Source organism: Pseudodesulfovibrio sp. 7M6, from assembly GCF_050058625.1.
Lineage (GTDB): Bacteria > Desulfobacterota > Desulfovibrionia > Desulfovibrionales > Desulfovibrionaceae > Pseudodesulfovibrio > Pseudodesulfovibrio salinus.
Genome location: NZ_CP188816.1, coordinates 4,004,964 through 4,031,484, shown reverse-complemented (window position 1 = coordinate 4,031,484; position 26,521 = coordinate 4,004,964). Strand labels below are relative to the sequence as shown.

The 26,521-nt window shown below is 57.2% G+C and carries 22 protein-coding genes; 17 read left to right on the top strand and 5 right to left on the bottom strand.

The window, feature by feature from the left end; genetic code table 11:
* The first annotated feature begins 157 nt into the window (after window positions 1-157).
* The 7 genes from bioA to ACI0FG_RS18565 all read left to right on the top strand — a co-directional run bounded on the left by bioA (window position 158) and on the right by ACI0FG_RS18565 (window position 6,038).
* Window positions 158-2,149 (top strand): adenosylmethionine--8-amino-7-oxononanoate transaminase, encoded by a 1,992-nt coding sequence (gene bioA, locus ACI0FG_RS18595; protein WP_419786509.1) that lies wholly within the window; start codon window positions 158-160, stop codon window positions 2,147-2,149.
* A gap of 15 nt (window positions 2,150-2,164) precedes the next feature.
* Window positions 2,165-3,517 (top strand): sodium:solute symporter family protein, encoded by a 1,353-nt coding sequence (locus tag ACI0FG_RS18590; protein WP_419786508.1) that lies wholly within the window; start codon window positions 2,165-2,167, stop codon window positions 3,515-3,517.
* Between the two features lie 2 nt (window positions 3,518-3,519).
* A complete protein-coding gene (locus tag ACI0FG_RS18585; RefSeq protein WP_419786507.1) occupies window positions 3,520-3,876 on the top strand; it encodes a nucleotide pyrophosphohydrolase in 357 nt (118 codons plus the stop codon).
* A 1-nt stretch (window position 3,877) separates the two neighbouring features.
* Complete coding sequence (queD, locus tag ACI0FG_RS18580) at window positions 3,878-4,258, top strand: 6-carboxytetrahydropterin synthase QueD (RefSeq protein ID WP_419786506.1); 381 nt, start codon at window positions 3,878-3,880, stop codon at window positions 4,256-4,258.
* A complete protein-coding gene (locus ACI0FG_RS18575) occupies window positions 4,258-4,497 on the top strand; it encodes a hypothetical protein (protein ID WP_419786505.1) in 240 nt (79 codons plus the stop codon). Before queD ends, ACI0FG_RS18575 begins: the two co-directional genes overlap by 1 nt.
* Window positions 4,498-4,500: 3 nt before the next feature.
* The gene (gene dtd / locus ACI0FG_RS18570) at window positions 4,501-4,965 is read left to right on the top strand and encodes a D-aminoacyl-tRNA deacylase (protein WP_419786504.1); all 465 of its coding nucleotides are present in this window, start codon (window positions 4,501-4,503) and stop codon (window positions 4,963-4,965) included.
* Between the two features lie 185 nt (window positions 4,966-5,150).
* Window positions 5,151-6,038 carry a hypothetical protein gene (locus ACI0FG_RS18565; protein WP_419786503.1) on the top strand — a complete coding sequence of 296 codons (888 nt, stop codon included), beginning with the start codon at window positions 5,151-5,153 and terminating at the stop codon, window positions 6,036-6,038.
* A gap of 220 nt (window positions 6,039-6,258) precedes the next feature.
* On the opposite strand, the gene ACI0FG_RS18560 is transcribed toward ACI0FG_RS18565, so the two are convergent.
* Complete coding sequence (locus ACI0FG_RS18560) at window positions 6,259-6,984, bottom strand: sulfite exporter TauE/SafE family protein (protein ID WP_419788415.1); 726 nt, start codon at window positions 6,982-6,984, stop codon at window positions 6,259-6,261.
* A gap of 147 nt (window positions 6,985-7,131) precedes the next feature.
* On the opposite strand from ACI0FG_RS18560, the gene ACI0FG_RS18555 reads away from it, so the two are divergent.
* Window positions 7,132-8,505, top strand: coding sequence for a sigma-54 interaction domain-containing protein (locus tag ACI0FG_RS18555; protein WP_419786502.1), 1,374 nt, complete (start codon window positions 7,132-7,134; stop codon window positions 8,503-8,505).
* A gap of 114 nt (window positions 8,506-8,619) precedes the next feature.
* Here the strand turns inward: ACI0FG_RS18555 and hpsH are convergent, their stop codons facing one another.
* Complete coding sequence (gene hpsH / locus ACI0FG_RS18550) at window positions 8,620-9,543, bottom strand: (2S)-3-sulfopropanediol dehydratase activating enzyme (RefSeq protein WP_419786501.1); 924 nt, start codon at window positions 9,541-9,543, stop codon at window positions 8,620-8,622.
* A gap of 93 nt (window positions 9,544-9,636) precedes the next feature.
* The gene (hpsG, locus tag ACI0FG_RS18545) at window positions 9,637-12,108 is read right to left on the bottom strand and encodes a (2S)-3-sulfopropanediol dehydratase (RefSeq protein WP_419786500.1); all 2,472 of its coding nucleotides are present in this window, start codon (window positions 12,106-12,108) and stop codon (window positions 9,637-9,639) included.
* A gap of 494 nt (window positions 12,109-12,602) precedes the next feature.
* Here hpsG and ACI0FG_RS18540 point away from each other — a divergent pair, with 494 nt between their 5' ends.
* The 9 genes from ACI0FG_RS18540 to ACI0FG_RS18500 all read left to right on the top strand — a co-directional run bounded on the left by ACI0FG_RS18540 (window position 12,603) and on the right by ACI0FG_RS18500 (window position 24,985).
* Complete coding sequence (locus ACI0FG_RS18540; RefSeq protein WP_419786499.1) at window positions 12,603-13,433, top strand: amidohydrolase family protein; 831 nt, start codon at window positions 12,603-12,605, stop codon at window positions 13,431-13,433.
* An 811-nt stretch (window positions 13,434-14,244) separates the two neighbouring features.
* Window positions 14,245-15,246, top strand: a complete 1,002-nt coding sequence (locus tag ACI0FG_RS18535; protein ID WP_419786498.1) for a TRAP transporter substrate-binding protein — start codon at window positions 14,245-14,247, stop codon at window positions 15,244-15,246.
* Window positions 15,247-15,313: 67 nt separating this feature from the next.
* Window positions 15,314-15,817, top strand: coding sequence for a TRAP transporter small permease (locus ACI0FG_RS18530; protein WP_419786497.1), 504 nt, complete (start codon window positions 15,314-15,316; stop codon window positions 15,815-15,817).
* Complete coding sequence (locus tag ACI0FG_RS18525) at window positions 15,817-17,115, top strand: TRAP transporter large permease (RefSeq protein WP_419786496.1); 1,299 nt, start codon at window positions 15,817-15,819, stop codon at window positions 17,113-17,115. Before ACI0FG_RS18530 ends, ACI0FG_RS18525 begins: the two co-directional genes overlap by 1 nt.
* A 70-nt stretch (window positions 17,116-17,185) precedes the next feature.
* Window positions 17,186-18,130 carry an aldo/keto reductase gene (locus tag ACI0FG_RS18520; protein ID WP_419786495.1) on the top strand — a complete coding sequence of 315 codons (945 nt, stop codon included), beginning with the start codon at window positions 17,186-17,188 and terminating at the stop codon, window positions 18,128-18,130.
* A gap of 103 nt (window positions 18,131-18,233) precedes the next feature.
* Window positions 18,234-18,890: a nitrite reductase gene (locus ACI0FG_RS18515; protein WP_419786494.1), complete on the top strand. Its 657-nt coding sequence runs from the start codon at window positions 18,234-18,236 to the stop codon at window positions 18,888-18,890.
* A gap of 844 nt (window positions 18,891-19,734) precedes the next feature.
* Window positions 19,735-21,621 (top strand): methyl-accepting chemotaxis protein, encoded by a 1,887-nt coding sequence (locus ACI0FG_RS18510; RefSeq protein ID WP_419786493.1) that lies wholly within the window; start codon window positions 19,735-19,737, stop codon window positions 21,619-21,621.
* 325 nt (window positions 21,622-21,946) lie between these two features.
* Complete coding sequence (locus tag ACI0FG_RS18505) at window positions 21,947-23,644, top strand: hydantoinase/oxoprolinase family protein (protein WP_419786492.1); 1,698 nt, start codon at window positions 21,947-21,949, stop codon at window positions 23,642-23,644.
* A gap of 3 nt (window positions 23,645-23,647) precedes the next feature.
* Entirely contained in the window at window positions 23,648-24,985 is a 1,338-nt protein-coding gene (locus ACI0FG_RS18500) for a histone deacetylase family protein (protein ID WP_419786491.1), read from the top strand.
* Window positions 24,986-25,340: 355 nt separating this feature from the next.
* On the opposite strand, the gene ACI0FG_RS18495 is transcribed toward ACI0FG_RS18500, so the two are convergent.
* Together ACI0FG_RS18495 and ACI0FG_RS18490 are read right to left on the bottom strand one after the other, a co-directional pair.
* Complete coding sequence (locus tag ACI0FG_RS18495) at window positions 25,341-25,520, bottom strand: hypothetical protein (RefSeq protein ID WP_419786490.1); 180 nt, start codon at window positions 25,518-25,520, stop codon at window positions 25,341-25,343.
* A gap of 299 nt (window positions 25,521-25,819) precedes the next feature.
* Complete coding sequence (locus ACI0FG_RS18490; protein WP_419786489.1) at window positions 25,820-26,218, bottom strand: hypothetical protein; 399 nt, start codon at window positions 26,216-26,218, stop codon at window positions 25,820-25,822.
* Window positions 26,219-26,521: the final 303 nt, after the last annotated feature.

The following is a 26,521-nucleotide window of genomic DNA, read 5'->3' as shown; positions in this document are numbered from 1 at the left end:
GCGGACGAAGCAAACAATTCCGGACATACAACGATTCTTTCCGCTACATTTATGTAGGTACGCAGATTCCCCACACCAGCGGCAATCCCTCGGCCGTTGCAATCCGCCCGTCCCCGCTGTAGGGTTCCCCTCCGGGCCGAAGCGCCCGTTTCACGCCATGCAAGGATACTTCATTACCGGCACCGATACCGGCGTGGGCAAGACCCGCGTCACCGCCGCCCTGCTCCGGGCCTTTCTGGACCTCGGCCTTCCGGCCCTGGCCGTCAAACCCGTGCAGACCGGCTGTTTCGAACGTGACGGGCGGCTCGTGGCCGAGGACGTGGAGGAATACGCCCGGTTGGCCGCGCCCCATTTCCCGGCTGGATATCCGGACGCCTGCTGCCGCAAGTACATCCCGGCCTGTTCCCCGCATCTGGCCGCCCGGCTGGCCGGGGAGAGCCTGGACATCGACGCCCTGCGCCGCGACGTGCTCGCCATGGGCAAGGACCGTTCCCCTCTGCTGGTGGAAGGCGCGGGCGGTGTGGCCGTGCCCCTGTCGGACAGCGTAACCACCCTGGATTTCATGCACAGCCTCGGCCTGCCGGTTGTCATCGTGGCGGACAACAAGCTCGGCATGATAAACCACGCGCTGATGACCATCGACGCAGTGCGCAACCACGGCCTGGACGTGGCGGGCATCGTGGTCAACAACACCACCCCGCCCGGCGAGGACGCCCAGCTGCGCGCCGAGAACGTCCGTTCCCTCGCCCTGCACGGCAACGTGCCCATCCTCACGGAAATTCCCTGTCTGGATGGCGGTGACGAAATTTTCATCGAACGCATCACCAAAGCCGCAACATCGCTGCCAGGTACCGCGCCCCAGCCCACTCTGAACGAGAGCATCGCTTTCGACCGCGAGCATCTGTGGCACCCCTATACCTCGGCCCTGCATCCCATCCCGGCGCTCAAGGTAGCCTCGGCCAGCGGCACGCGCCTCACACTGGCGGACGGCCGGGAAGTGGTGGACGGCATGGCCTCCTGGTGGTGCGCCATCCACGGCTACAACCATCCAGAGCTCAACCGGGCGGCGCGCGCACAGATCGGCCGCATGTCCCACGTCATGTTCGGCGGTCTGACCCACGATCCGGCCATCGAGCTGGGACGCACCCTCCTTGAGATGGCCCCGGACGGGCTGGAACACGTCTTTTTTGCGGATTCGGGATCGGTAAGCGTGGAAGTGGCGATAAAAATGGCCCTGCAATACATGCAGGCCTCGGGCCGCACCACGCGCACCCGGCTGCTGACCGTGCGCGGCGGCTACCATGGTGACACCTGCGGAGCCATGTCGGTCTGCGACCCGGAAAACGGCATGCACGGCCTGTTCACCGGCCTGCTCCCCCGCCAGTTCTTCGCGCCCCGGCCGCGCTGTCGGTTCGGCGAGGATTTCGACCCCGCCGACTTAAGCGAGGTCCGCACCCTGCTGGCCGAACACGAAGACGAGATCGCGGCCATCATCGTGGAACCCGTGGTCCAGGGCGCGGGGGGTATGCATTTCTATCATCCCGACTACCTGCGCGGCCTGCGGGAGCTGGCGGACCAACACGGCGTGCTGCTCATCCTGGACGAGATCGCCACCGGGTTCGGCCGCACGGGCAAGCTCTTTGCCTGCCACTGGGCGGACGTGGTGCCGGACATCATGTGCGTGGGCAAGGCTCTGACCGGAGGGACCATGACCCTGGCCGCCACCCTGGCTACGGGAGACGTGGCCCGCACCCTGTCCTCGGATGGCGGTGTACTCATGCACGGCCCGACCTTCATGGCCAATCCCCTGGCCTGCGCCGTGGCCCGCGCGAGCCTCGACCTGCTGCGCGATACCGACTGGCAGGGTCGTGTACACGCCGTGGAGGGGTGGCTCAAGGAAGCGCTGGCCCCCTGCAATGCGCTCGATGCCGTGGCGGACGTGCGCGTCCTCGGAGCCATCGGCGTGGTGGAGATGAAGCAGGCGGTGAACGTTCCCCGGCTTCAGGAATTTCTGGTGGAGCGCGGCGTCTGGCTGCGCCCCTTCAGCAGGCTGGTCTATGCCATGCCGCCCTACATCATCACCCAAGACGACGTGGAACGAATCGGACAATCCGTCCATGCCGCCATCGCGGCCAACGCACATGCATAAGACAAAGGACCGGAAATGACGCTGCTCGCCGTTTACTGCGCCCTGTTCATCCTGATGGGCCTGCACGAATTCTTCAAACGCAAGGACTTCGAGGAGTTCGCCGTGGCTGGCCGCCGCTCCGGGGCCGGGCTGGTGGGCGTGTCCATCGTGGCCTCCTGTGTGGGGGCCTCGGCCACCATAGGCATGACCGGACTGGCCTTCACCGCCGGGTTCCCCGCCTTCTGGTGGCTCGGTTCCGGCGCGGCCGGGCTGCTCGTCCTCGGCTTTCTCCTGGCGAGAAAGGTCCGCAAGAGCGGAGTGTACACCCTGCCGGACATGGCCGAAAAATTCATATCCCCCACCGCACGGCGTCTCATGGCCCTGATCATCATCCCGGCCTGGACTTCCATCCTGGCCGCCCAATACATCGCGGCCGGAAAGATCGTCACCGCCCTGACCGGTATGGCTCCGACCACGGCGCTGGCCGCCTGCGCCGCGCTCATCACCGCCTACACCGTACTCGGCGGGCAGAACTCCATTCTCAAGAGCGATGCGGTGCAGTTCTCCATGCTTGCCGCCGGGCTGCTCCTGGCCCTTGGTTTCACCGCTGTCCATTCACCCGTTTCGTTGGCGGACATCCCCCTGCAATTCACCAACGACGCGTTTCCGCTCTCGCGCTGGACCTATTTCATGCTCATCGTTGGCGGCAGTTATGTGGTCTGCCCAATGCTCTTCGGCAGGCTGCTCTCCGCGAAGGACGACAGCCGCGCCCGCCGGGGCACGCTTCTGGCGGCCGCCGGGCTGGCCCTGTGTGCCCTGGTCGTGGTGGCCCTCGGCCTGTATGCACGCGGTCTGGCCACGCCGGGCACGGACCCGGACGCCATCCTGACCCAGGTCATTCCCGCCATAATGCCGGGCTGGGCCGGGATCGTCCTGCTCTTCGCGCTGCTCTCGGCCATTGTATCCTCAGCTGACTCCTGCCTGCACACCGCCGCCACCGTGCTGGAGCACGACCTGCTCGGCGATACCAACGTGGCCCGCTGCCGCCTGATAATGGTCGCCATCGGCCTGGGTGCGGTGGGCATCGCTCTGTGCGGCGGTTCCATCCTCTCCCTGCTGCTGGCGGCCAACGACATCTATGTCTGCGGCGTGGTCTGCCCCATGGCCGTCGCCATCCTGGCCCATGGCAAACGGGCCATCAATCCGCGTGCCATGGTTCTGGCTCTCATCCTGGGCGGCGCGTGCGGCGTGGCCGCGGCCTCCACCGGGGCCAAGGGATTCAGCTATGCAGGCGTGGCCGTATCGTTTACCCTTTCCCTGCTGGCACTGCTGCCCCGCCCTGCATCCAAAAGCCGTCGCGCCGTGCCCGAACCCGCATCACGAGGATAGTCATGGATTCCCTCTCCGATCTGAGCAAACGCATTGACGACTTCGTGAACCAACGGCACTGGAAGGAATTCCAAACGCCCAAGAATCTGGTCATGGCCCTCACCGCAGAGGTGGGCGAGCTCAACGAATGTTTCATGTGGCTCTCCCCCGAAGAAAGCCGCAACATGGACGACAAGCACCGCCACGCCGTGGGCGAGGAGATGTCCGACGTGCTCATTTATCTGGCCCGGCTGGCCGACGAAATGGGCATCGATCTGGTTGCGGCCGCCCACGCAAAATGCGACAAGAATAATCGGAAGTACCCCAAAGAGGCCTTCCAGGGCGAAACGCTGCGCCCCCACGAATACAAGGAGCGATAATATGCCCGGCAAATGGCGACTGGCCATCACTCAGGATTTCTCCGCGTCGCACCAGCTGCGCAACTACGGCGGCAAATGCGAACAGATGCACGGCCATAACTTCGGCGTCGAGGTCGTGGTCGAGGGGGCGGACCTGGACGAAAAGGTCCAGTACCTCATGGACTTCAAGGCCCTGAAGAGACTGACCAAGGAAGTACTGGACAAGCTCGACCACCATCATCTCAACGAGGTGGAGTGCTTTACCGAGATCAATCCTTCCTCGGAGAATCTGGCCATGTTCATCTACCGCCAGGTAAAGCCCCGCCTCCCGGAAAACGTGCGCCTCGTAGAGGTCTCGGTATCTGAAAAGCCTTCCTCCAAGGCGACCTACTGGGAGGAATAATGGCCCGGCGAAGACAGGTGCCGCGCGACGAAAACGAGCCGTCCTACGGCAAGATCATGACCCGGCAGCTCATCCCCAGGGATGCGCGGTCCAATCCCCGGCGCGTGCTGAGCGGCATCGCCTTTCTCGTGTTCATCGGCTTTTTCCTGATCGCCTCCTTTGGCCGAGGCTGTCAGCAGGCGCCGCCGTCCGAAACCCCGACGTCACAGCCCCCCTCCTCACACATTTCCCTGGACTAGCCCATGCGCATCCTGCTCCAGCGCGTCACCCGCGCCAGCGTCACCGTGGAAAACAAAACCGTGGGCGAGATCAACACCGGCATCCTCGCCCTCATCGGCTTCGGCCACAACGACGGCCCGGACCTGCCGCAAAGCCCGGTCTGGCACAAGCTGCTCGACAAACTCCTCAACCTGCGCATCTTTGCGGACGACAGCGGCAAGTTCAACCACTCCCTCGCGGACATAAGCGGCGATCTGCTCCTGATCTCCCAGTTCACACTCTATGCCGACTGCAAAAAAGGCCGCCGCCCATCCTTCTCCCGCGCCTGTCCGTCGGACATTGCCCAGCGGCTTTACGACCAATTTGTTTCCGACGCCACGGCCCTGGCACCTGGCCATGTGGCAACCGGCATCTTCGGTGCGGAGATGGTCCTCGACTTCGCCAACTGGGGCCCGGTCACCATCCTGCTCGATTCAGAAGACATGTAGTGCCGCCTGCGGCGGCCGGGGGAAGGGAGAGAGGGAACCTTTTGGAAAAGGTTCCCTCTCTCCCTTCCCCCGGACCCCCATCCCTCTCTTCTTCCAAAACTTTTTGGTGCCGCTTCGCGGGGAGGCCTATATTGGGAGAAACAAAATGATTTTTTTTGTAAAAAAGGGATAAAGAAAGGGTTCTCGTGGCCGATAAGATGGGCATGATAATCCAAGGCAGTCATCTCAATTACGGCTTCATGCAGAAGCTGCAGGCGCAAAAGGCCCAGGGCAAGAACCTGGGTGGCGCCGCGTCCCTGGTTTCGGGGAATGCGGGGTCCCGCTTGGCCTCCGGGATGAATGTCGGCAAGGCAGTCTCGTCGCTGAGCGGCACAAAGGCCGAACGGCAGACGCCCCTTTCCGCAGCCGATTTTGCCTCGCAGCGGCCGGATTCCATTGGCAGCTCCGTTGCCAATGAAATCATCCGCCGCATGGGTGACCGCACCGGTGAAAACGGCGAGATCAAGGGTGCTTCCAAGCTGCGCGACTCCCTGGCCTCCGCCCTGGACTGGGTGCGGGACCAGTATGGCGACGACGCCGGGGACGCCGCCGCTGCCATGATGATGGGAGCCACAAGCGGCGAAGTCAGCGAAAAGACCGTCGGCAACGGCCTGCTGAATACCCTCAAGTTCATCGACCGCAATTTCGGCACCACGGCGGGCGATTCCGCCATCTCAAAATTCAACTCCGGGATCAACGAGGAGCTGAACGAATTTTTCGACAACGGCGAGCTTGAGACCTTCCACGTAGCCGAACAGACAAGCCAGACTTCCGGCGGCCAGAGCGTCACCGCCCGCTTCTTCGCCCGCGCCGTGCAGGATGCCGAAACCGGCAGCGCCGACTCCACCTCCCTGACCGAACAGCTGCTGGAACAGCTCAAGGACGGCCTGGACGAAACCGCCGGTCTGAACAACCTCGCCTCGCAAATGGACGGAGTAGCCAATCCGGCTATGGCCTCCATGGAAAAGGCAATGGCCGCCTACACCCAGTACGGCGCCCCCGCCCAACCGCAATTCGCGGACATGGCCGTCTAGCCTTACCCGCACAATCGCAAATCAGCATGCCTCCGGTGGCATAAGAACCCTTTGGAAAGGGTTCTTATGAATCTCCAAGATTTCTTGTTTCCGCTTCCTGAGATCGCCCCGGCCGCAGGCAGGGGCATTCCTTGTCTGATACTATATGAGGTGATTCCGAAAGCCTTCCGAATCTGGTGGAAGTGTTGAAGAAGGCCGTATTGATCCGAAAGGAAGCGAATCAAAGACAGGACACAATGATGTACATGCCGGCGAAAAAGACCAGGGTCAGGACAACCCTCTGATAGGTTTTCTGAGAAAGGAAACGGGAAAGATAAAGCCCCAAAGCTCCGCCCAGCAACGCCCCGGGACAGCCCATCAGATACCCGGCAAGAGTATCGGAATTATGCAGCCCTGCAACGAGCTGTCCGCAAAAAATCATCAAACAGGTCATGACGAAACAGACGCCAAGCAATCCTTTTGCCTCTTCCTGACTCCAACCTGTTTTGGACACATACAGCGCCAAAGGCGGACCGTTGAAACCAAAGACCGCCCCGAGCACGGTTGAGGCGAATCCGGCCACGACGCCCCATATCGATTTCAGCTCACGAGGTGCGCTGTTTTGGGTAAGAAGACTGTAAACCGAGTAGGCCGCGACGAATATCCCCATGCTCAATTCGAGAGCAGTGTTATTTGCAGCCTTGTGCAACATGATGCCCAGCACGGTTCCCCCGACTCCGCCGACAAGCACGTAGCCCAACCGTTTCCAGTGAATTGATTTTCGATATCGCCAGCTCATTTGCAGATTCACGGTTAATACAACCAGTGTGGCTACCGGGATGGCCGTGGCAAGTGGTACGGAATTTGCCATGAGAGGCAAGGCTACCAAGGCCGCACCAAAGCCGGTGAGGTTGTTCACGAGACCACCGAAAAACCATGGAATGAAAAAAAGGAGAGCGTCGTGCATGGGCGCGCTTAGCAATAACCACACCAAAGTACTTGAAAAAATTGCTTCCTTGCTCCCTTGTATGGTTTGTGAGAGGTTGACTCCCGAGGTCGGACACCTTCGGCCCCACATGCAAAACCCGTGATCTTGTATGGATAATATTCTGTTATGATTGAAAAATATTGGACACAGATTATAGAGACATTCGATGAAGCCATTTCCATCAGTGATCCTGATGGAATTATCCTCTATTCCAATAAACGGCATGAGGAACTAACCGGAATCCCCGGAGAAGAGCTCATGGGCAAATCCGTCCATGAGCTGGTACGGCGTGGCCTGTTCGATGTGGTTCTCAATCCTGGCATTCTTCGCAGCAAACAGCCGGAAACCCAGGTTCAGGAGTTGGGCAGCGGCCAAAAGCTCGTTCTGGACGGCCACCCCGTATTTGACGAAGAGGGAAACGTGGCCCTGGTCATCACCTACCTGCGTGACGTCACCAAACTTTCGGAACTGCGGGAACAGTTGGCTTCGCAGCAGGAGTTGCTCAAGGCCTACCAAAAGATGCAAAGCCTCGACATGACCGTGGAGCACATGCCGACCATGGTCCAGAGCAAGGTGATGAAAAAGCTTTTCGGCCAGTTGGGCATCATTGCGGAAACCGATGCAACGGTGCTGCTGCTGGGTGAAACGGGTGTCGGCAAGGACGTTTTCGCCCGACGCCTGCACAAGCTCAGTCCTCATGCGGACAATGCGTTTATCAAGGCCGACTGTGGCAGTATGCCCAAAAACCTCATCGAGACGGAACTGTTCGGCTACGCCCCCGGCACTTTTTCGGGAGGCAACAAGGGCGGCAAAATGGGTCTCATCGAGGCTGCCTCGGGAGGGACCCTGTTCCTTGATGAAATAGGCGAACTGCCCTTGCTCATGCAGACCAAACTGCTGCGGCTGCTACAGGACCGCGAGATTGTCCGAGTGGGAGCAACGGTGCCACAGAAGGTCAACGTGCGCATCGTGGCAGCCACCAACAAAAACCTGGAAAAGGAAGTCGAGGCCGGGCGTTTCCGAAGCGATCTCTACTATCGCCTCAAAGTCGCGGTTATCAATATTCCGCCGCTAAAAGATCGCCAGTCGGACATTCTCCCCCTCGCCAGAGTCTTCCTTAAGTTCTTCTGCCAGAAATATCAGCGCGACGTTAATTTCTCCCAGGAAGCCGAAAATGCCCTTCTCAAACATTCCTGGCCCGGCAACGTCCGCGAGCTTGAGAACCTGGTTCTGGGATGTGTCGTCACGTCCAAAAAGAACATCGTCGACGTAGCGGATCTGCCCTTCACCCCCTCGGCCGAAATCCGCGTGGCGGCCAAGGACGGCATGGGCAGCCTTGAGGTCACGGGAAAATCCATGAAGGAAATCCTCGCGGAAGTGGAAAAGGCCATCATCCAGAACGGTATGAAACGGGTGGGCAACATAGCCAAGCTGGCCGAAGAATTGAAGCTGGACCGGACCACGGTCTTCCGCAAGCTCAAAAAATACGAAGCCGAATAAAATCGGCACAAGCTCAGTGGCGCGCAAAGCAGAAGCGCCCCCGGTCTGCTTACAGGACCGGGGGCGCTTCGCTTTAGGGGAGGAGGCTATCCCCCTACAATGCAGAGGGTATAGTTATTGTGCACTTTTCAACCGTTCGTTGGCTTCACGTTCAACAACTCGAAGGCGGTCCATAACACCTTCATCAAGAGCCTTTCCCTCGTATGGGAACTCCATGCCCAGGTAGGCGTACTTGGGCTGGCCCATGCGGTGGTAGGGCAACAGTTCATAAGTGATGTTGGACTGCACCGGGATGAAGTCGACGATGCCGCGGATCGCTTCCTCGGTGTCGTTGAAACCGGGAATGACCGGTGTACGGATCAGAATCGGCAGGTTGGGGAATTCGGCAGCCACGCATTTGATATTTTCCAGGATGCGCTTATTGCTGACCCCGGTCCCCTGCTTGTGTTTCTCGTCATCAATGGCCTTGATGTCCATGATGATCTCATCCAAATACTCACAGGCGGCCTTTATATCGTCATACCGGGCATAGCTGCAGGTCTCCATGGCCGTCTTGATGCGATGCTTCTTGGCTTCCTTGAGCAGAGCAACTGCGAAGTCAGGCTGAGACATGGCTTCGCCGCCGCTCAGAGTCATTCCGCCGCCGGAGCGGGCGTAAAACGCCGCTTCCTTTTCAACCTCTTTGATGACTTCCTTCACCGTCATGGTCTTACCGTAAACATTCAGCGCGCTGGGCGGGCAATGTTTCGCACAGGTGTGACACTGAATGCATTTCTTCGGGTCGATCATTATGAGCTTGTCTTCAGCGGCGGAGATTGCGCCCTGGGGACAGTTGTCCATACACCGCGTACATTTGTCGGTGGTCAGACATTTCGAAGGGTTGAAGGCCAGTTGGGGCTTCATCAATTGAGATTCCGGGTTGCTGCACCATGCGCAACGGAGAGGACATCCTTTCATGAATACGATGGTACGAATGCCGGTGCCGTCGTGGACGGAGAAATTCTGGATGTTGAAAACGATGCCTTCATTGGCGCTCATTGCGATGTCCTTTCAGGATTTCGTCGTTGGAAAAATTCGTGCCCAGGAAAAGCGGGGAACGGGAATTCCCGTTCCCCGCTGTTATTTCACAGACTACATCTGCTGGTGTTCAGTACGGTTGATGATATCATTCTGCAGGTCGCGGGACAGGTCGCAGAAGTATGCGGAGTATCCGGCGATACGGACGAGCAGGCTGCGGTACTTGTCAGGATCCTTCTGAGCGGCCAGCAGGGTCTGCTTGTTGATGATGTTGAACTGAATGTGCCACAGATGAAGGTCGCACCAGGTGCGGATCATATCCACGATCTTCTGGGTACCGGCCTCGCCCTCGACAACCTTCGGGGACAGCTTGACATTCAACAGACGGGAAGCACGGTTCTTCATGCCGCGGTTCTTCGAGTGGTAGTTGGACATCAGGACAGCGGTCGGGCCCATGTGGTCGGCGCCGTGGGAAGCGGAGGAACCGTCGGAAAGAGCGGTCCAGGCTTCACGACCGTTGGGCAGGGCGGAAACGACCTTGCCAAAGGGAACGTGGGAGGTGATGGGCACGTAGCGCACATCCAGGTTCACGCCGCGTTCCTCGGAGTACTTGTGGGCGTATTCCTGGCAGACTGCGTCGATTTCCTTGGCGATGGCATCGGCGTACGGATCATTGTTGCCGTAGCTCGGAGCGGAACGCAGGATTTCGCGGATATCCTCGTAGCCCTCGAAGTTGGCGGAGATGGCCTTGAGGACTTCGTCCATGGTCAGCTTCTTGTCTTCAAAGACAACCTTCTTGATGGCAGCCAGACAATCAACCACGGTGCCGTAGCCCAGGAACTCGAAGTAGGAGTACTCCAGGCCGCCGGGGATGTGCTGATTCTGCAGATCCAGGCCTTCCTTCATGCACAGGTCGTGCAGGACGGAAGCCAGCGGGGTGGCGAAGTGCTCGGGACGCAGGGAGTCAACGATGTACTGCTGACGGAAAGCCTTCACGAGCAGGTTGTTGTGCTGCTTCAGGTAGGCGTCGTAGAACTCGTCCCAGGTCTTCATCTCGGTGACGTCGCCGGTCTCCAGGCCGACAACCTGGTCGCCGTACTTGAGCATGCGGCCGTTGTGCATGGTCATTTCCATGGCCGTGGCGAAGTTGATGTACACGCAACCGGAGGTATAGGTCTCGATGTTGGGCATACGGGCTTCGGTGCAGCCGGACACGGAGTAATCCATGGCCTGGTCGTAGGGAGCGCCCTTGGCGGTGTACAGGGGAACCACTTCCTCATCGTTGATCAGCTTCGGGAAACCGGAGCCGTCCTTGATGGTCTCGGCAACTTCGGCCAGGAACCGCTCCGGAGAGCAGGAGTGGATACGGGCAGCCAGGTCGGGGTAGTTCAGCGGGAACTCGCGCTTGGACTCCAGGAAGAGGTAGGACAGATCGTTGGTCGCGTCCTCACCCTGCGGGGTCTGGCCGCCGATGGTGACGGCTTCCCAGTGAGCATAGCCTTCGTTGAACTCGTTTCCGGTGGGGTTGATGTACAGGTCGATGAACTGAGCCATCTCGACCCACATCATTTCCAGCAGCTCCTTGGCCTGTTCGCGGGTCAGGGTGCCAGCTTCGAGGTCCTGCTCGTAGTAGGGGAACAGGTACTGATCCATACGGCCGTTGGAGATAATGGCGGAAGCCTTCTGCTCGATGCGGGAGAACATCTGCACGAACCACTGGGACTGGATGGCGTCGCGGAAGTCCTTGGCAGGCTCGGCGGGCATACGCTCGCAGCGGTCGGCCATGGCCAGCAGCTCGGCCTTGCGGATCTCGTCGGTCTCCTTGGCAGCCAGGTCGCGGGCAAGTTCGGCGTGGCGGTGGGCCCACAGCATGATGGCGTCGCAGATGATGACCATTGCTTCATAGAAGGGACGCTTTTCCCACATCTGGACAGGGCTCTGAGCGTCAAGCTCGGCCATGCGCTCTTCAGCTTCGCGCTTGATGTCCTTGAAGCCGCGCTTCAGGACCTTGTCGTAGTCGTGTACCCACTGCAGGGCGGAGCGGTAGGAAGAGGTCTCGGAAACGACGAACTTGGACTTCAGGCCCATGTCATCGTCGTAGGTCACGCCGCGCAGGTCGTCGGGCATGGCGCCGTTCAGGTGCTCGTGGTAGGTCTTGCCCTTCCAGTAGGGAGCGATCTCGGTCAGGACGATGTTGACTTCCTCGTCAGTGATCTTGAACGGGCTCTTCTCGCGCTTGTCCAGCTCGCCAAGAGTGGAGTAGAAGTCGCCGTCGATTTCCGGGTACAGGATGCCGTAGCGGCCTTGCTTGCCTGCGCGACCGGCGATCAGGGATCCAGGAGTGATGTACACAGTCATCTTTTCGGCGCAGTTCTTGAGAGCCTTGGCCCAGCGCAAAACCAGGGGCTGGCCCTCTGTGGCCTTCATGGACTCGGTGAAGTAACGGGCGCGCTCGATGTCGATGAACGGCGTGGTCATATGGAAAGAATCAAGAATCTTGTAGATACGCTCGCGACCGGCGCGGGTATCGACGCTGTTTGCGATACGCACCTCTTGCGGGGAAAGGCAGCAATCAAAAGTGGTCATTTCGGTTCTCCTAGATAATGAACGTTTGCTTATACTTATCTTAAACAGTGGTTGTGGAGCCACGCGCTCAGTACGCAATCCCCTTAGAGCATTGATCGTGCCAAACCAATAACCATTTAGTTTTATTGTCTTTTATCTGAAAATCACGTTTGCCCCACCCCTCCGTGAGCCACCCGGCTTTGTTGCACAGCTACAACAAAACTGTTTTTTATCCTTTTATTACAAACTATTACTTACCTTGTTGCAATTTTGCACAAAGCAGCTTGTTGCAATTCCGCACAAGCTCGACCTCTGTCTCCGAATCAATTGGTGCGTTTTTCTCAGTCACCCTTGGCAGGCGTATATAATGAGATGGATAAACTCATGGGGTGCGGCCCATTGTTCATGGTGGAACAGCTCAGGAGAAACGGAAAGATGGCACAAAGTCATGGCACTGCCCTTGCAAACCGGCGTGACACACAAGAAAGCACCCGTTAAATTTAAGGAGAATACCCGTGCAGATCATCGATTTTCGTTTTCGCCCGAATACCCAGGCCACTATTGACGGTTTTACCAACAGCACCATGTTCAAAGGCATGTTCGCTAAAATTGATCTGACTCGCCTGGTGGCTCAAGAAGTTCCTGACGTTGTCAAAATGATCAAGGAACACAATGTGGTAAAGGCTGTCATCACTGGCCGCGACTGCTCCATGACCTATGACGCCGCCTCAAACAATGGTGGCGTTATCGCCTTTGTGAAGGAATTCCCCGACATGTTCCTTGGCTTCATGGGCGTCGATCCTCACAAGGGCATGGACGGTGTATACGAACTGACCCGCCAGATCACGGAAGAGGGGATGCACGGGGCAGCCATCGACCCCTATCTTGCAAAAATTTTCGTCAATGATGCCAAGTACTATCCCATCTATGCCAAGTGCTGCGAGCTGAATATCCCCATCGTTGTCTCCACCGGCCCCGGCACCCTGGTTCCCGGCGCCGTCATGGAACATGCCGCCCCGCGTTATATCGATTATGTTGCCCGCGACTTCCCGGAACTGAAGATCATCATCAGCCATGGCGGATACCCGTGGGTCGAAGAAGCCATTATGGTCACCGAGCGCAACGCCAATGTATACATGGAATTGTCTGAATACGAGCGGCACCCCGGCGGGGAATCCTACGTGGTGGCCGCTGCCAACCTGATCGGTGACAAGTTGCTTTTCGCCAGCGCCCATCCCGGTGCGGATTTCCGTGACGCCATAGCCATGTACAAGGGATTCGGCCTGCCCGAGGATGTGCTTGAAGCCATCATGTACAAAAATGCCCAAAAGGTGCTCGGACTCTAAAAAACCCGCTCCAGGCCGGAATCAACCAAAGGGACGTGAAAACGTCCCTTTTTTTGTTGCTCCGAGAGCAAAGCCGCCAGGATTTTCTCAAATCCAACTTCCTTTTTAACCGCCAGCCGCCGCGTTGCCTGCCTTAACTTAGTCTGATATGGCCCAAAAAAATCATCCACTGTTGCCGAGGCGCAACCGTTGCCAGCGCGCAACACGTCACGGCTTTATGGCATTATTACGGTAGAATACACACCCAACCACTCTGCCTGCGACGCGTTTGTTGCGAAATTGCAACAAACATTGGATTTTTTCGGCTTTTGAATTGTCCCAAAATTCACAAAACTTTCTTTGAATTTTATAAAAATTCCAAAAAATTTGATTTCTTTCCTCTGTACGGCCTGCGTTTCAATCAAATCTATAACTTTTAGGGTGTTGCAGCGATTAAGACTCTAGTTATTCCTACTAGTTAAAAGAAGAGAACCCGTGTCCAACGGCGCATTGTTCCCGTTTTCACAAGAGAGGCATCCTCTTTGCAAAACGCGTTCGGTTCGCGCAGCTGAGGATTCTGCCGAACTGCCGTCTCTGTCGAGTCCTCATTGGTGTGGAGCCAATTCAAGAAGAGACATAGGCCACTATTTTGATGGCCGTTGGCAAGTCTATTTAAACACAGTCAACCTGGTTGCAATTTTATCAACTCTTCGGAGGATTAGGGGAAATATCAACCAACAATGACTGAATGGTCAGCAGTGCCAGGCACCGCAGACAAAAAGCCTTTAGCCGGAAAGGCATACTCATAACCCTGTCAATCTGGAGCATAATTATGAAAAAAGCAGTAATCCTGATTATGACCGCAGCGCTCTTGATGTTTTCCTCTTCAGTTTTTGCGGAAAACTACAAGTCAACCATGATAATGGCTGCAACAGCCAACCCCACCGGAAGTCTTCACGCCGTAGCTTTGGAAAAATTCAAGGAAATCGTCGAAAAGGAATCAGACGGCAAGATTCGGGTAAATCTCTTTCTGGGCGGCTCCATGGGTTCGGAGCAGGCAAACGTAAAACAGCTTCGTGACTCCGAGCTGCACGTTGCAGTCCTGGCAGCCGGCAACCTGACACCTTTCGCTTCCTCCGCCACCATTACCATTCTCCCCTACCTTTTCCCCAAGATTGAGAATGCCTACACCCTGTTTGACAACGATGAGTTCGTCAATTCCCTTGGTGACGAGGTTGCCGTGCAGAGCATGACCCGGCCTCTGGGCTGGCTGATCGGCGGCTATCGGGTGCTTACCAACTCCAAACACAGCATCACCAAGATTGACGACCTGCAGGGCCTCAAAATCCGCGTGCCCAAAGTCCGTATCCAGCTGGACTCCTTCCGCTCCTGGGGCGTTGAACCGCATCCGCTGTCCTGGTCCGAAACCTTCAACGCCCTGCAGCAGGGTGTTGCGGATGGTCAGGAAAATCCCCACTCCATCAACCAGGACCAGAAGTTCTGGGAAGTTCAGAAGTACATCACCGACCTGCATTACATGCTCTGGGTCGGCCCCCTGCTCGTTTCCGAAAAATGGTTCAAGCGCCTGCCTGCAAACACCCAGGCTCTGGTTACGAAGGCCGCCCGGAAAGCCTGCGAATATGAGTGGGACTGGGTTGCCAAGCAGAACCAGACCGCTCTGAACAACTGCCTCAAACACGGCATGGTTATAGAGGAACTCACCGACGAGGATGTGTGGATGAACAAGGCACGCGCCCTGTGGCCACAGTATTACGAAGCCGTCGGCGGAAAGGACAAGATCGACAACGCATTGAAGATCATGGGCCAAAACTAGAATCGGAAGTAAACGGGCGGGCCCCGGCCCGCCCATAATCTACTGTGGTGGTAATTCGAGTATGTCTATGATCAAAAAATTCTTTGCGAATTTTGAGGAAGGCGCCTGCATGATCCTGGTCGCGACCATGGTGTTTGCCCTCACTTTGCAAGTATTCATGCGTTTTGTCTTCAGCTCGTCACTGGCGTGGACCGAGGAGCTGTCCCGCTATAGCTTTATCTGGTCGGTGTACATGGGCGGAGTGCTCGCAGTGAAGCACTCTCAGCACGTACGCATTACGGCACAATTCCTTGTGCTTCCCCCCAAGGTTCGGGTTGCCGTGCGTCTGCTCACGGACACCATTTGGTTCCTGGCCAACCTTTTCATTGCCTATCAGTCCGTCAAAGTACTCGGGGACGCCTTTGAATTCCCCGAAATATCTCCCACCCTTGGCATCGTCAAAGGCTATGTGGAAGCCATGCTGCCCGCCAGTTTCCTTCTTATGGATCTCAGGCTGGGCATGCACTACTACAAACTCATCAAGAACAAGGAACTGATGACTCTCGCCCAAATCGATGGAGGTGATGCGTAATGTCCACTCTCGCCATAACCATCGTTTGCCTGATCGCCTGTTTCTTCATCGGCATGCCCATTTTCATGTCGTTGATTATTTCGGCTGCCCTGGCCATCATGACAAGCGGTTACCTTCCGCTGTCCATCATCCACAACTCTTTGTTCGACGGTGTGAACCTGTTCCCGCTGTTGGCCATCCCCTGCTTTGTCATTGCCGGCACTCTCATGGAGTACGGTAATATCACAAAACAGATCATCGACGTGGTAAAACAGGTTGTCGGGCGCCTGCCCGGCGGCCTCGGCATTACCACGATCATGGCCTGCACCTTCTTTGCCGCCATCTCCGGTTCCGGACCGGGTACCGTGGCCGCCATCGGAACCCTGATGATTCCGTCCATGGTGCGCAACGGGTATACCCCGTCCTACGCGGCGGCATCGGCTTCCTCGGGCGGAACCATCGGCATTCTGCTGCCGCCCAGCAACCCCATGATCATCTTCGCCATTCTGGCCAATGTGTCGGTAACCGCCATGTTTACCGCCGGTATCATCCCCGGACTCATGGTCGCGGTCTTCATGACCACCACGGCCATGGTCAAGGCAAAGATGGAAGGCGTTAAGACCGACACGACACAACCGCCGTTCAACCTGAAAGTTTTTCTGAAAAGCTTTTCCAAGGGCGGCTTTGCTCTGGCAACCCCCGTCATCATCCTGGGCTCCATATACTCCGGCATGGCCACCCCGGTGGAAGCCTCGGTCATCGCCATTGTCTGGTCGCTGTTCGTCGGCATTGTCATCAACAAGGCTCTGCGGTGGGAGCATATCAAGCTGTCCCTGATAGAAGGTTCCATGCTTTGCGGTACGGTCCTTCTGATCGTGGGCGCGTCCACCCTGTTCGGCAAGATCCTGACCTATGAGCAGGCGCCGCTGCGGTTGGCGAACATGGTCCTCGGCGTGTCCAAGGATCCGGCCATCGTCCTGTTGATGATTGTCGCCATCCTGTACTTCCTGGGCATGTTCATGGAGACCCTGTCCACCATGATCATCCTGGCCCCGGTCCTGCTGCCCATGATCACCGGCCTTGGTATTGATCCGATCCACTTCGGTGTCATCATGGTCATCACCAACGAGGTTGCCATGCTTACGCCGCCGTTGGGCGTAAACCTCTTCGTGGCCTCACGAATAGCAAACCTGTCAGTGGAAAAGATCTCGCTGGCGGTTCTGCCATACCTGCTGGTACTGACCATAAGTATCCTTATCGTCATCTACTGCCCGTTCCTCAGTACCTGGCTTCCGTCCGTAATCGGCGCAGGACAGTAACTGTATAACCATCCAAGCTCACAACCGGCTCCGTCAGACTCTGACGGAGCCGGTCTTTTAAGAAAACACCATGAAATACCTTACCCTTCATACCGGGGCGAAAATGCCCGCTCTCGGTCTCGGAACATGGCGTGCGGAAAAGGGAGAGGTGGCCAAAGCCGTCACCCAGGCCCTGAACATCGGATACCGTCACATCGATTGCGCCCACGTATACGGCAATGAAGCAGAAGTTGGCGAAACCCTGAAGGTCACTTCGGTCCCGCGTGAAGAGTTGTGGATCACTTCGAAACTCTGGAACAATTCGCAACGCCCGAAGGATGTCCGCCCTGCCCTGGAGAACTCACTCAAGGCCCTCGGGCTCGACTATCTTGATTTATATCTTATCCACTGGCCCGTACAGCTGGCCGATACGGTCATGTACCCGGAGTCCGGCAAAGATCTCATCGCCTGGACCGAGGAGCACGCACTGGAAACCTGGGATGCCCTTGAGTCCTGCGTCCGTGCCGGACTTGTGCGCCACATCGGAACGTCGAATTTCAGTACGAAGAAAATTCAGCTTCTGCTGGACAAAGCCTCCATCCAGCCTGCGGTCAGCCAGGTCGAAATGCATCCGTACCTCCAGCAAGACAAAATGCGCAGCTTCTGCGCAGCCAACAATATGGCCGTCACGGGGTTTGCCCCGCTGGGTTCCAAGCATCGCCCGGCCCATCAGCACAAGGAGGGAGAGCCTACTCTGCTGGACCATCCCGAGATAGTGGCCATGGCGAACAGGCTCGGCACTACGCCTGCCTCGATTCTGCTCGGTTGGGCCGTCACCCGGGGAACTTCCGTCATCCCCAAATCAACGAATCCGGACCGGCTTCGCCAGAACCTCGCCGCGGCCGATCTCGAACTGTCCGAAGATGATATGTTCATCATTGCGTCCATGGATCTGAACTACCGCTTTCTGGATGGTTCCCATTGGATGATGGAAGGATCGCCCTACACCGCCGAGAATATCTGGGACGGAGAATAGCCCCGCATACACGCCTGTCCTGCAGCCTTCGCCGAAGCGCAGGACAGGCTTTAAATTTAAAAACATTCCTCGGCATTCGGCCGACTGTTCTAGGAGAATTACAATGAAAAGGATCGCACCCCAGGCATTGAAGGTAATGCCGGTGGAACGAAAGGACGGCACCTACGCCCTGCGATTGTGTGTTCACCAGGGATTGCTGACCAGAGACATGCTGCAAAAGTTACAGGATGTCATGAATGTGTTCCATCTGAACGACCTGCGAGCCACAACCGGCCAGAAATTCAATCTGGAAGGCGTCTCCGCAGACAAGCTGGATGCCGTTATCGATGCATTGGGAACGCGCGTAGCCAAGTGTCCCCCGGCCATTTCCGTATGCAGCGGTGGCGGACAATGCAAGTTCGGCCAGCAGGAAACGCGCGAGATGACCGACCGCCTGCTGGAAGTCGTGAAAAAACATGGGCCGTATCCGTACAAGGTCAAGAGTGGCGTTTCCGGCTGTGGCACTGGATGCGGATTGAGCTCCATCCGTGACATCGGCCTTGTCGGCAGCGCCAAGGGCTGGACTGTGCTTTACGGTGGTTCCGCCCGCAACAACGCCGCCCCCGGACTGGAGCTGGCAAAAGGGATAGATGCGGACCAAGCGCTTGAGCTGATAGCCAACGGTCTGGAATATTACAAAGAAAATGGCAAAAATAAAGAACGTGTCAGCGGCATGGTTCGTCGCCTCGGCAGCGAAGCCATTTTCAACGCCCTGACGTAGCAAGAGCGCGAGGCCGAAACAGCCGCACATGCAACATGAGACGATAGCAATGTTGGCTAATGGCATATCTGCTGCATTTCAAAAAAGAATTCAGAGGCTCACAATAGGATATGACTGTGACTCTTCACAATGATACCACATGGCAACATACTAATTATCAACGTCAAATTGTTTAATTAAGCTATACTATATTCATGCAGTTCATAATTTCATGTTGCGCAAATGCAACTGTTGCATTCTGGAAACAATATTTATCATCATAAATATTATCAATATGTTGCCATACTATTCAAACCAAAAGACCTTCCAAGTATTGTTTTGATGCAACAACGAGCCCAACATGCAGTATAGTGCAACATTTAAAATATATATTCATTGTATAGCGTTTATTTATACTGTGAAAATGGTACCTCGTGCGCGTTGAATCGTGGTTGGCAAAACAGATTAAAATAAAGATTATAACAACATAATATATACGACAGGCATGGTGATTGCTAGTTATAGAATTTAAATATCTTATATCTATTTAAAGGATTGATTTTAGTTTTACACCTAACGCCATGGCAGAACCTGAAATTGCTCGGGAACAATGTTTCCGCCATGGGCAAACAGTTCCTGGGGCACCTTAGTCACAGGTTCCGAATTGAAATAACGGCATCGACGTGAACACACGGTTTTCCATGTCGTGCAAGGGGAGTTGCAATATGTTGCCATGGATTTTCGACGGCAGTGTCCAGCTATTCAAGGCCGGACACCAACATATGGTCCGGGGGAGGACTGATGAAACATCCCTGGAGACGGCAAAGACACACCATGAATCTTTTAACTACACCTGGATACTCCTATGACGATTAGTGCAAAAAACAAGATCGTTCTCTGTGTGTTTCTCTCCTTCGCAACCATCATTACGGTGCTGTCGGTTTTATCCTACCGCAATTTCAGAGAATCATCCCACAACAGCCAGCTTGCCCAGCTACAGACTTCGGCGCAGGCCATCTCCAAGGCTGTTGGAGAGAAAACCAACACCTATTTCAGCGAACTGGAACTCATTGCCAAACTGTACCCGGACGCCCCCGACGAGGACGAACAAACCCAGCTGGACTATCGGATCAACCTTCTGGGGAAACTGGCAAAACAGGCCGGAGTCAAAGACGTTTATTACGGTCTGAAGGATGGTTCCACCTATTCCATCGGCGCCAAGGGGCTGGTTCCCAATTTCAATGCCAAGGAAAAGCGGCGGGAATGGTACCTGCGCATCTTTGGCGGTGAAAGCCGCATCATTACGACGCCCTATGTTTCCTCCATCGGGCAGACCGTCATGGCTGTCGCCGTTCCTCTGAATGTCGATGGTAATGTCGAGGGCGTGCTCTGCCTCAACCTGCCCCTCACCACCATTACCGAGGTGACGCAGCACACCTTGAACATGAAGGACGTGTTCCTGTCCCGCTCGGACGGCTATATCATGGCCAGCCCGGACAAGGAGCAGATCGGCAAGAGCCTCTGGAAAGAGGTTCCCTCTCTCGAAAAATTCAAGGATGCCTCCTCCACGGATAGGATTCTGTTCGAAATGAACGGCGAAACCTATGAAGGCCGGATTTCCACCATCGATGCCCTGGGATGGAAGGTCTGGACCTACAAGAAGCAACAGGCCATCGCCGCAGACTCCATCGACAACCTCATCTTCAACATCATTGTCGCCGTAGTGGCTCTCGCCCTGTCCGTTCTGATGATCCTTCTGCTGGTCAATAAACTTATCTTCAAGCCTCTTGAGACCGTGGAGAGGGGGCTTGCCCATATCGAACAGGGAGATCTCACATACAGAGTCGAGGGCTACAGCCGTAACGACGAGATAGGAAGACTGATCCAATCCCTGGACAACATGGGACAAAAACTGCTGTCCGTTGTTTCCATGGTCCGTTCTGCCGTATCCTCCGTCAGCGGTGGCTCCCAGGAGTTGTCATCGACGTCGGAATCCCTGGCGCAGGGGGCGACCGAGCAGGCCGCCAATATCGAAGAAGTCGCAGCGTCCATGGAGCAAATGGTTTCCCACATCCTCCACAATGCGGAAAACGCCCGCAAAACGGAACGCATCTCTCTGAACACTGCCGAGGAAGCCGAAAAAGGCGGTCAGGCCGTGAACAAGACCATCGCGGCCATGCGCGAAATCGCGGACAAGATATCCATTGTCGAAGAAATCGCCCGACAGACCAACCTGCTGGCCTTGAACGCGGCCATTGAGGCGGCACGGGCCGGTGAGCACGGCAAGGGATTCGCAGTGGTTGCGGCCGAAGTCCGCAAGCTGGCGGAACGCTCGGGCACGGCTGCAGCCGAAATCAGCGAACTGTCGGCCAGCAGTGTTGCAGTGGCCGAAGCCGCAGGTGAAATGCTGGACAAGATGGTGCCGGACATCCAGAGCACAGCCTCCCTGATTCAGGAGATCACCGCCGCAAGCGCCGAGCAGAGTTCCAGCGCGGACACCGTCAATAACGCCATCCAGCAACTGGATCAGGTCATTCAACAAACGGCTTCCGCATCGGAAGAAATGTCGTCCACTTCGCAGGAACTCAACTCCCAGGCCGAGCACCTCAGCGAAACCGTGGCCTTTTTCAAGATTGGCGACGCCAGCAGCGTTCGGGCCATTAAAACAGTGGTCCGGGGCCACGGCAGACGGCCCAAACCGATTCAGTCCTCTGTACCTGAGATAGATATCGACGACTACGAACGTTTCTAACCGCATCCCAACCTTCGGCCAAAGGCACGGCGAGCCCCTGCCGTGCCTTTGGCCGCCCCCGGGCTGCGACTTGATGAAGGCGCGGCAACGCCCCACGCGCCCGGGGAATAATTCCGCGACAAATTTTCAGCCCGGAAGCATGACGCCTTGCGAGAATATGAGGCATTGGTCGCTTGTATTGCGCACCAGTCCGACAATTCGGACTCTCCCCTTCCATCCCCCCTACCGTTCCCCGTTCCATTGCATCCGTTCACCGGATTGATTCTTGCGACCGGCTGCACATGGTGGTAATTCTGCCTTGCAATTACAAAAATCCGGAGTCGTCATGCTGCTAGGAATCGACGTGGGAGGAACCCACACGGATGGCGTGGCCGTGGACACGACCGCCGGGGCTGAGGTTGTTGCCGAATGCAAGGTACCGACCCGCCACGACGACCTGCTCTCCTCAGTCACCGACGCTTTGAAGGACCTGCTCGGCAAGGTGGACCGGGCAAAGGTAACCCAGCTCAATCTCTCCACCACCCTCTCCACCAACGCCATTGTCCAGGGCAAGACCGAGGATGTGGGCGTCATTGTCTCGGCCGGGCCGGGCATTGATCCGCACAGCTTCATGATCTGCCGGGACTTCCACGTGGTGAACGGGTCCATCGACCATCGGGGCAACGAGGTGCGTGCCCTGTCCTCCCGCCAGCTGGCCGGGGCCGTGGACGCCTGCCGCGCCAACGGTGTCCGGGTCTTTGCGGCGGTGAGCAAGTTCTCCACGCGCAACCCGCGCCACGAGAACATGATCAAACGCACCATCTGCCAGGGACGCGACAGTGAAAGCGAACACGCGGACTTCGTCACCCTGGGGCACCGGCTGGGTGCGGCCCTGAACTTCCCGCGCCGGGTGGCCACCGCCTATTACAACTGCGCCGTCTGGCGCATCTACAACGAATTCGCCACCGCCGTGGAGGCCGCACTGGAGGCCATGGGCCTCGGCCACGTGCGCGTGAACATGCTCAAGGCGGACGGCGGCACCATGCCCCTGCCCGAGTCGCGCAACCTGCCGGTTCAGTCCATCTTTTCCGGCCCGGCAGCTTCGGTCATGGGCATCATTGCGCTGACCGACATCTTTCACGATTCCATCATCCTGGATATCGGCGGCACCACCACGGATATCGCCATCTTTGCGGACGGCGCTCCCCTCATTGAGCGCGAAGGTATTCACATCGGCTCGCATCCGACCTCGGTTTCAGCGCTCAAGGTGCTGTCCATCGGCATCGGCGGCGATTCGGCCGTGACGGTATCCGGCGGCGAGGTCCGTGTGGGCCCGAACCGACTCGGACCGCCCGTGTGCCTGGAAGGCGAATGCGTCACCCTGACGGACGCCCTCAACGTGACCGGCGGCAGCAAGGTCGGTGATATCAAGGAATCCAGCGCCGCCATCGCGCAATTGGCCAAGGAAAACGGCATGACGCCGGAGACCCTGGCCCAGGCTGCCGTGGACTACGCCACCAAGACGATCTTTCAGGCCACGCGCGAGCTGGTGGACGAGATCAACTCCAAGCCGGTCTACACCATCCATGAACTGGTGGAGGACAAGCGGGTGGTACCCAAAAAGATCTACCTCATGGGCGGCCCGGCCGACGCGCTCAAAACGCCCATCTTCCAGCGATTCCAGCTCTCCACCGAGGTGCCGAAACACTTCGGGGTGGCCAACGCCATCGGCGCGGCCCTGACCCGCACAACCTGGGAGCTGGAACTCTTTGCCGACACCCAGCGCCATGTGCTGTTCATCCCCTCCCTCTCCTACCGGGAAAACGTACCTTCCAGCTACAATCTGGAAGATGCGAAAAAGGATGCGGAAAATCAGCTCGTCATGCACCTCGATTCCATGGGCGTGCAGCTCAAGGGCGAAGATGCGCAGATCACCCACGCCTCCAGCTTCAACATGATCGAAGGCATGGGACAGGTGGGGCGCAACATTCGGGTCAAATGCCAGGTGCGGCCGGGCGTGGTCGCCACCTTGGGAGGGAAGTAGACCATGCTCAAAGCCAACCGTAAACTCGGCATCATCTTTTTCCCGGCGTTCGACTGGGCCATTTCATCCACCCACCCGGAACGACAGGAGCGGCTGCTCTACACCCAGGATCAGCTGCGCGAGGAAGGCATCTTCGACATCGAGGGCGTGGGCGAGTACAAGCCCGACGTCGCCACCGTGGAGGACGTGGAGCGGGTTCATTTCTGTTTCCCGGACGTCAACGCCGTGGCCACGCGCTCGCACCTCATTTCGGCAGGCGGAGCCATCAAGGCCGGTGATCTGGTCATGACAGGCGAGCGCGACTGCGCCTTTGCCATGGTCCGGCCTCCGGGACACCATGCCATGAAGGTGGTGCACGGCTCGCGCGGGTTCTGCAATATCAACATCGAAGCCGTGATGATAGAGCACATCCGCGAGAAATACGGCCACAAGCGCATTGCTGTAGTGGATACCGACTGCCACCACGGCGACGGCAGCCAGGACGTGTTCTGGCACGACCCGGACACCCTGTTCATCTCCATCCACCAGGACGGCCGCACCCTGTATCCCGGCTCCGGTTTTCCCTACGAACTGGGCGGCCCGGCCGCACGCGGGCGCACCCTGAACATCCCCCTGCCGCCGAACACCTCGGACGAGGGGTTCCTCATGGCCATCGAACGGGTGGTGCTGCCCATCCTGGAGGACTTCAAACCCGACCTGATCATCAACTCGGCGGGCCAGGACAACCACTTCACCGATCCCATCACCAACATGAACTTCTCGGCCCAGGGGTATGCACGCTTGAGCGAAATGCTCCACCCGGACATCGCGGTGCTGGAGGGCGGCTACTCCATCCAAGGAGCCCTGCCCTACGTCAACCTCGGACTCTGCCTCTCCATGGCCGGGCTGGACTATTCGCAAATCCGGGAGCCCAATTACAACCCGGACCAAATCCGGCAGGATCAACGAACCACCGAGTACATCGAGGAGCTTTGCAGCCAGTTGCCGAACCTGTATTTCAACCCGCCGCCGGTCAAGACGGACGGCGACGCGCGGCTGGGCATCATCTCGGGCGACAAGTACATCCGCAACCGGCAGATATACTACGACACCGACGGCATCAGCGAGACGCAGCAGGAGACCGTGACCCTGTGCAAGAAATGCCGCGGCCTGCGCAAGGTGCAAACCCGGGCCGATTCCGGTCCCCTCTGCCTCGGGGTGGAGATTCCGCCCGACGCCTGCCCGGAATGCCGCAGCCAGGGGTACCAGCTCGTGGAGGAGGCCCAGCTCAAGGGCAGCAACTACCGCTACATCCAGCTCATCAACCGGCTGGACAAGGAGTACCTCCGCTTCGGATTCTAACAGGCATCCGCAACAGGAAAAAATAGGGCCGACGCGCATGGTGCGTCGGCCCTTTTCTTTGCAACAGGCCCGGAGCGGCGGCACAATGCTCACCCGCCGTGATTTCGGATGGGTCCGAAACCCGTTCACTTCATTCGTTTAAAAGACAGGCCTCGCACTTCCGAACCCTGTAACGCAAACAGACAAGAAGAATGGCGCGGGCCGGGTTCCCTCTTACAGCCCCGCATTGCAATGCAGAAGATATGGCACTTTCAAATCGGGTTTCCCGGATTCGCGGCACGATCGGCCGGAGGGGAGGGGATCGACAATACAAACCAGATATTCAGGGCGCGGAGCGCCCCGACAGCAGACAATATCAATCCTGCTTCCGTTCCGAAGAATTTTCCTCACGCACGGCAGGAATCGGGCCTTTACCTTCCTTGGTCTCTCCTTCCACCGCCATGGCGGTGGAAACCATGAAACCCGCCCGTCTCAGCTCCCGACTTGTGGGCAACCGCTTTCCCTCGGTCGGCAGCAACAACAGAAATCCATGCATCCCAAGTCCTCTAACGCTGTTAGTTATTCTATAATTATCTAAAAGACGTTTTGATACTATGGAAAACATGTGGAAAAGTCCAGAAAAAGCTGACAAAATTAGTACGTAATTACCTATTTTACTTTGAAATTTCGTTCAAATAACATTTATAAATTTTGCCTGTTTGCCAACAATGTATTCCTCTATCCGATACTACTTTATCCACAGGCGGTTGCTGCATGTCATACACTGCCCAAAAACAAAAAAGCGCTCCGAACCAGCCGGTTCGAAGCGCTTTGTAAAAAAACAGCACAAAATTATCAGCCCTTGGCCGCCTGAAAAACGTACAACGGCAGTTCGGCAACGGTTACCCACTCATTCCCCTGCTTCACAGCAGCAGTGATGGCATGGCGTCCTTCACCCTCCACCTTCAGGCCGGGCAGCTGGAAGTTCATCTTGTGCAGCAATGTCTCGCCGGGCGTGACCTCCTGCTCTCCCAGCACCTTGCTGACCCCGCCGGGCCCCACCAGGCTCAGGGAAACCATGAACGGTTCGCTCTTGCCCTCCAGGTCCCACAGGCTGGCAAAAAATATCGGGGGCAGCACGGTCGGAAACTCCGGCACAACAGCGTGCTCCACCGTACGGATATAGGACGTGCTCCCGGAGTCGCGGTCCACAATCAGGTCTGCCGTCAAAAGGCCATATACGAGTTTGGACATGTAGTCTCCTTGCTTGATTATTCATTTCGGCCCGATCCGGACCAGCCTTCCGATAGCTTGCCGGACCGCCTCCGGTCAATGCCCGAGGCCCATGGGAAGATTCGCTTTCCAACAACAGAATTGCACATATTCGCAGTCTTGGATATCTTCGGCAGACAAACACGGCGCATCACAGCCGCAAAAGGAATTGTTTGAACCACACTTCATTGGATCTTGTGCTCCCGGGCGTTGACCGGGGACACGCCGACTAGGCCGGACCTGCGGCCTGCGTCCGCCCAGGGCGGCCCACACCATCTCCCTTTC

Excerpts from the sequence above, each read along its gene's own strand:
- bioA (WP_419786509.1), top strand. The coding sequence starts at position 158 with ATGCAAGGATACTTCATTACCGGCACCGATACCGGCGTGGGCAAGACC.
- ACI0FG_RS18590 (WP_419786508.1), top strand. The coding sequence starts at position 2,165 with ATGACGCTGCTCGCCGTTTACTGCGCCCTGTTCATCCTGATGGGCCTG.
- ACI0FG_RS18585 (WP_419786507.1), top strand. The coding sequence starts at position 3,520 with ATGGATTCCCTCTCCGATCTGAGCAAACGCATTGACGACTTCGTGAAC.
- queD (WP_419786506.1), top strand. The coding sequence starts at position 3,878 with ATGCCCGGCAAATGGCGACTGGCCATCACTCAGGATTTCTCCGCGTCG.
- ACI0FG_RS18575 (WP_419786505.1), top strand. The coding sequence starts at position 4,258 with ATGGCCCGGCGAAGACAGGTGCCGCGCGACGAAAACGAGCCGTCCTAC.
- dtd (WP_419786504.1), top strand. The coding sequence starts at position 4,501 with ATGCGCATCCTGCTCCAGCGCGTCACCCGCGCCAGCGTCACCGTGGAA.
- ACI0FG_RS18560 (WP_419788415.1), bottom strand. The coding sequence starts at position 6,984 with ATGCACGACGCTCTCCTTTTTTTCATTCCATGGTTTTTCGGTGGTCTC.
- ACI0FG_RS18555 (WP_419786502.1), top strand. The coding sequence starts at position 7,132 with ATGATTGAAAAATATTGGACACAGATTATAGAGACATTCGATGAAGCC.
- hpsH (WP_419786501.1), bottom strand. The coding sequence starts at position 9,543 with ATGAGCGCCAATGAAGGCATCGTTTTCAACATCCAGAATTTCTCCGTC.
- hpsG (WP_419786500.1), bottom strand. The coding sequence starts at position 12,108 with ATGACCACTTTTGATTGCTGCCTTTCCCCGCAAGAGGTGCGTATCGCA.
- ACI0FG_RS18535 (WP_419786498.1), top strand. The coding sequence starts at position 14,245 with ATGAAAAAAGCAGTAATCCTGATTATGACCGCAGCGCTCTTGATGTTT.
- ACI0FG_RS18530 (WP_419786497.1), top strand. The coding sequence starts at position 15,314 with ATGATCAAAAAATTCTTTGCGAATTTTGAGGAAGGCGCCTGCATGATC.
- ACI0FG_RS18525 (WP_419786496.1), top strand. The coding sequence starts at position 15,817 with ATGTCCACTCTCGCCATAACCATCGTTTGCCTGATCGCCTGTTTCTTC.
- ACI0FG_RS18520 (WP_419786495.1), top strand. The coding sequence starts at position 17,186 with ATGAAATACCTTACCCTTCATACCGGGGCGAAAATGCCCGCTCTCGGT.
- ACI0FG_RS18515 (WP_419786494.1), top strand. The coding sequence starts at position 18,234 with ATGAAAAGGATCGCACCCCAGGCATTGAAGGTAATGCCGGTGGAACGA.
- ACI0FG_RS18510 (WP_419786493.1), top strand. The coding sequence starts at position 19,735 with ATGACGATTAGTGCAAAAAACAAGATCGTTCTCTGTGTGTTTCTCTCC.
- ACI0FG_RS18505 (WP_419786492.1), top strand. The coding sequence starts at position 21,947 with ATGCTGCTAGGAATCGACGTGGGAGGAACCCACACGGATGGCGTGGCC.
- ACI0FG_RS18500 (WP_419786491.1), top strand. The coding sequence starts at position 23,648 with ATGCTCAAAGCCAACCGTAAACTCGGCATCATCTTTTTCCCGGCGTTC.
- ACI0FG_RS18495 (WP_419786490.1), bottom strand. The coding sequence starts at position 25,520 with ATGCATGGATTTCTGTTGTTGCTGCCGACCGAGGGAAAGCGGTTGCCC.
- ACI0FG_RS18490 (WP_419786489.1), bottom strand. The coding sequence starts at position 26,218 with ATGTCCAAACTCGTATATGGCCTTTTGACGGCAGACCTGATTGTGGAC.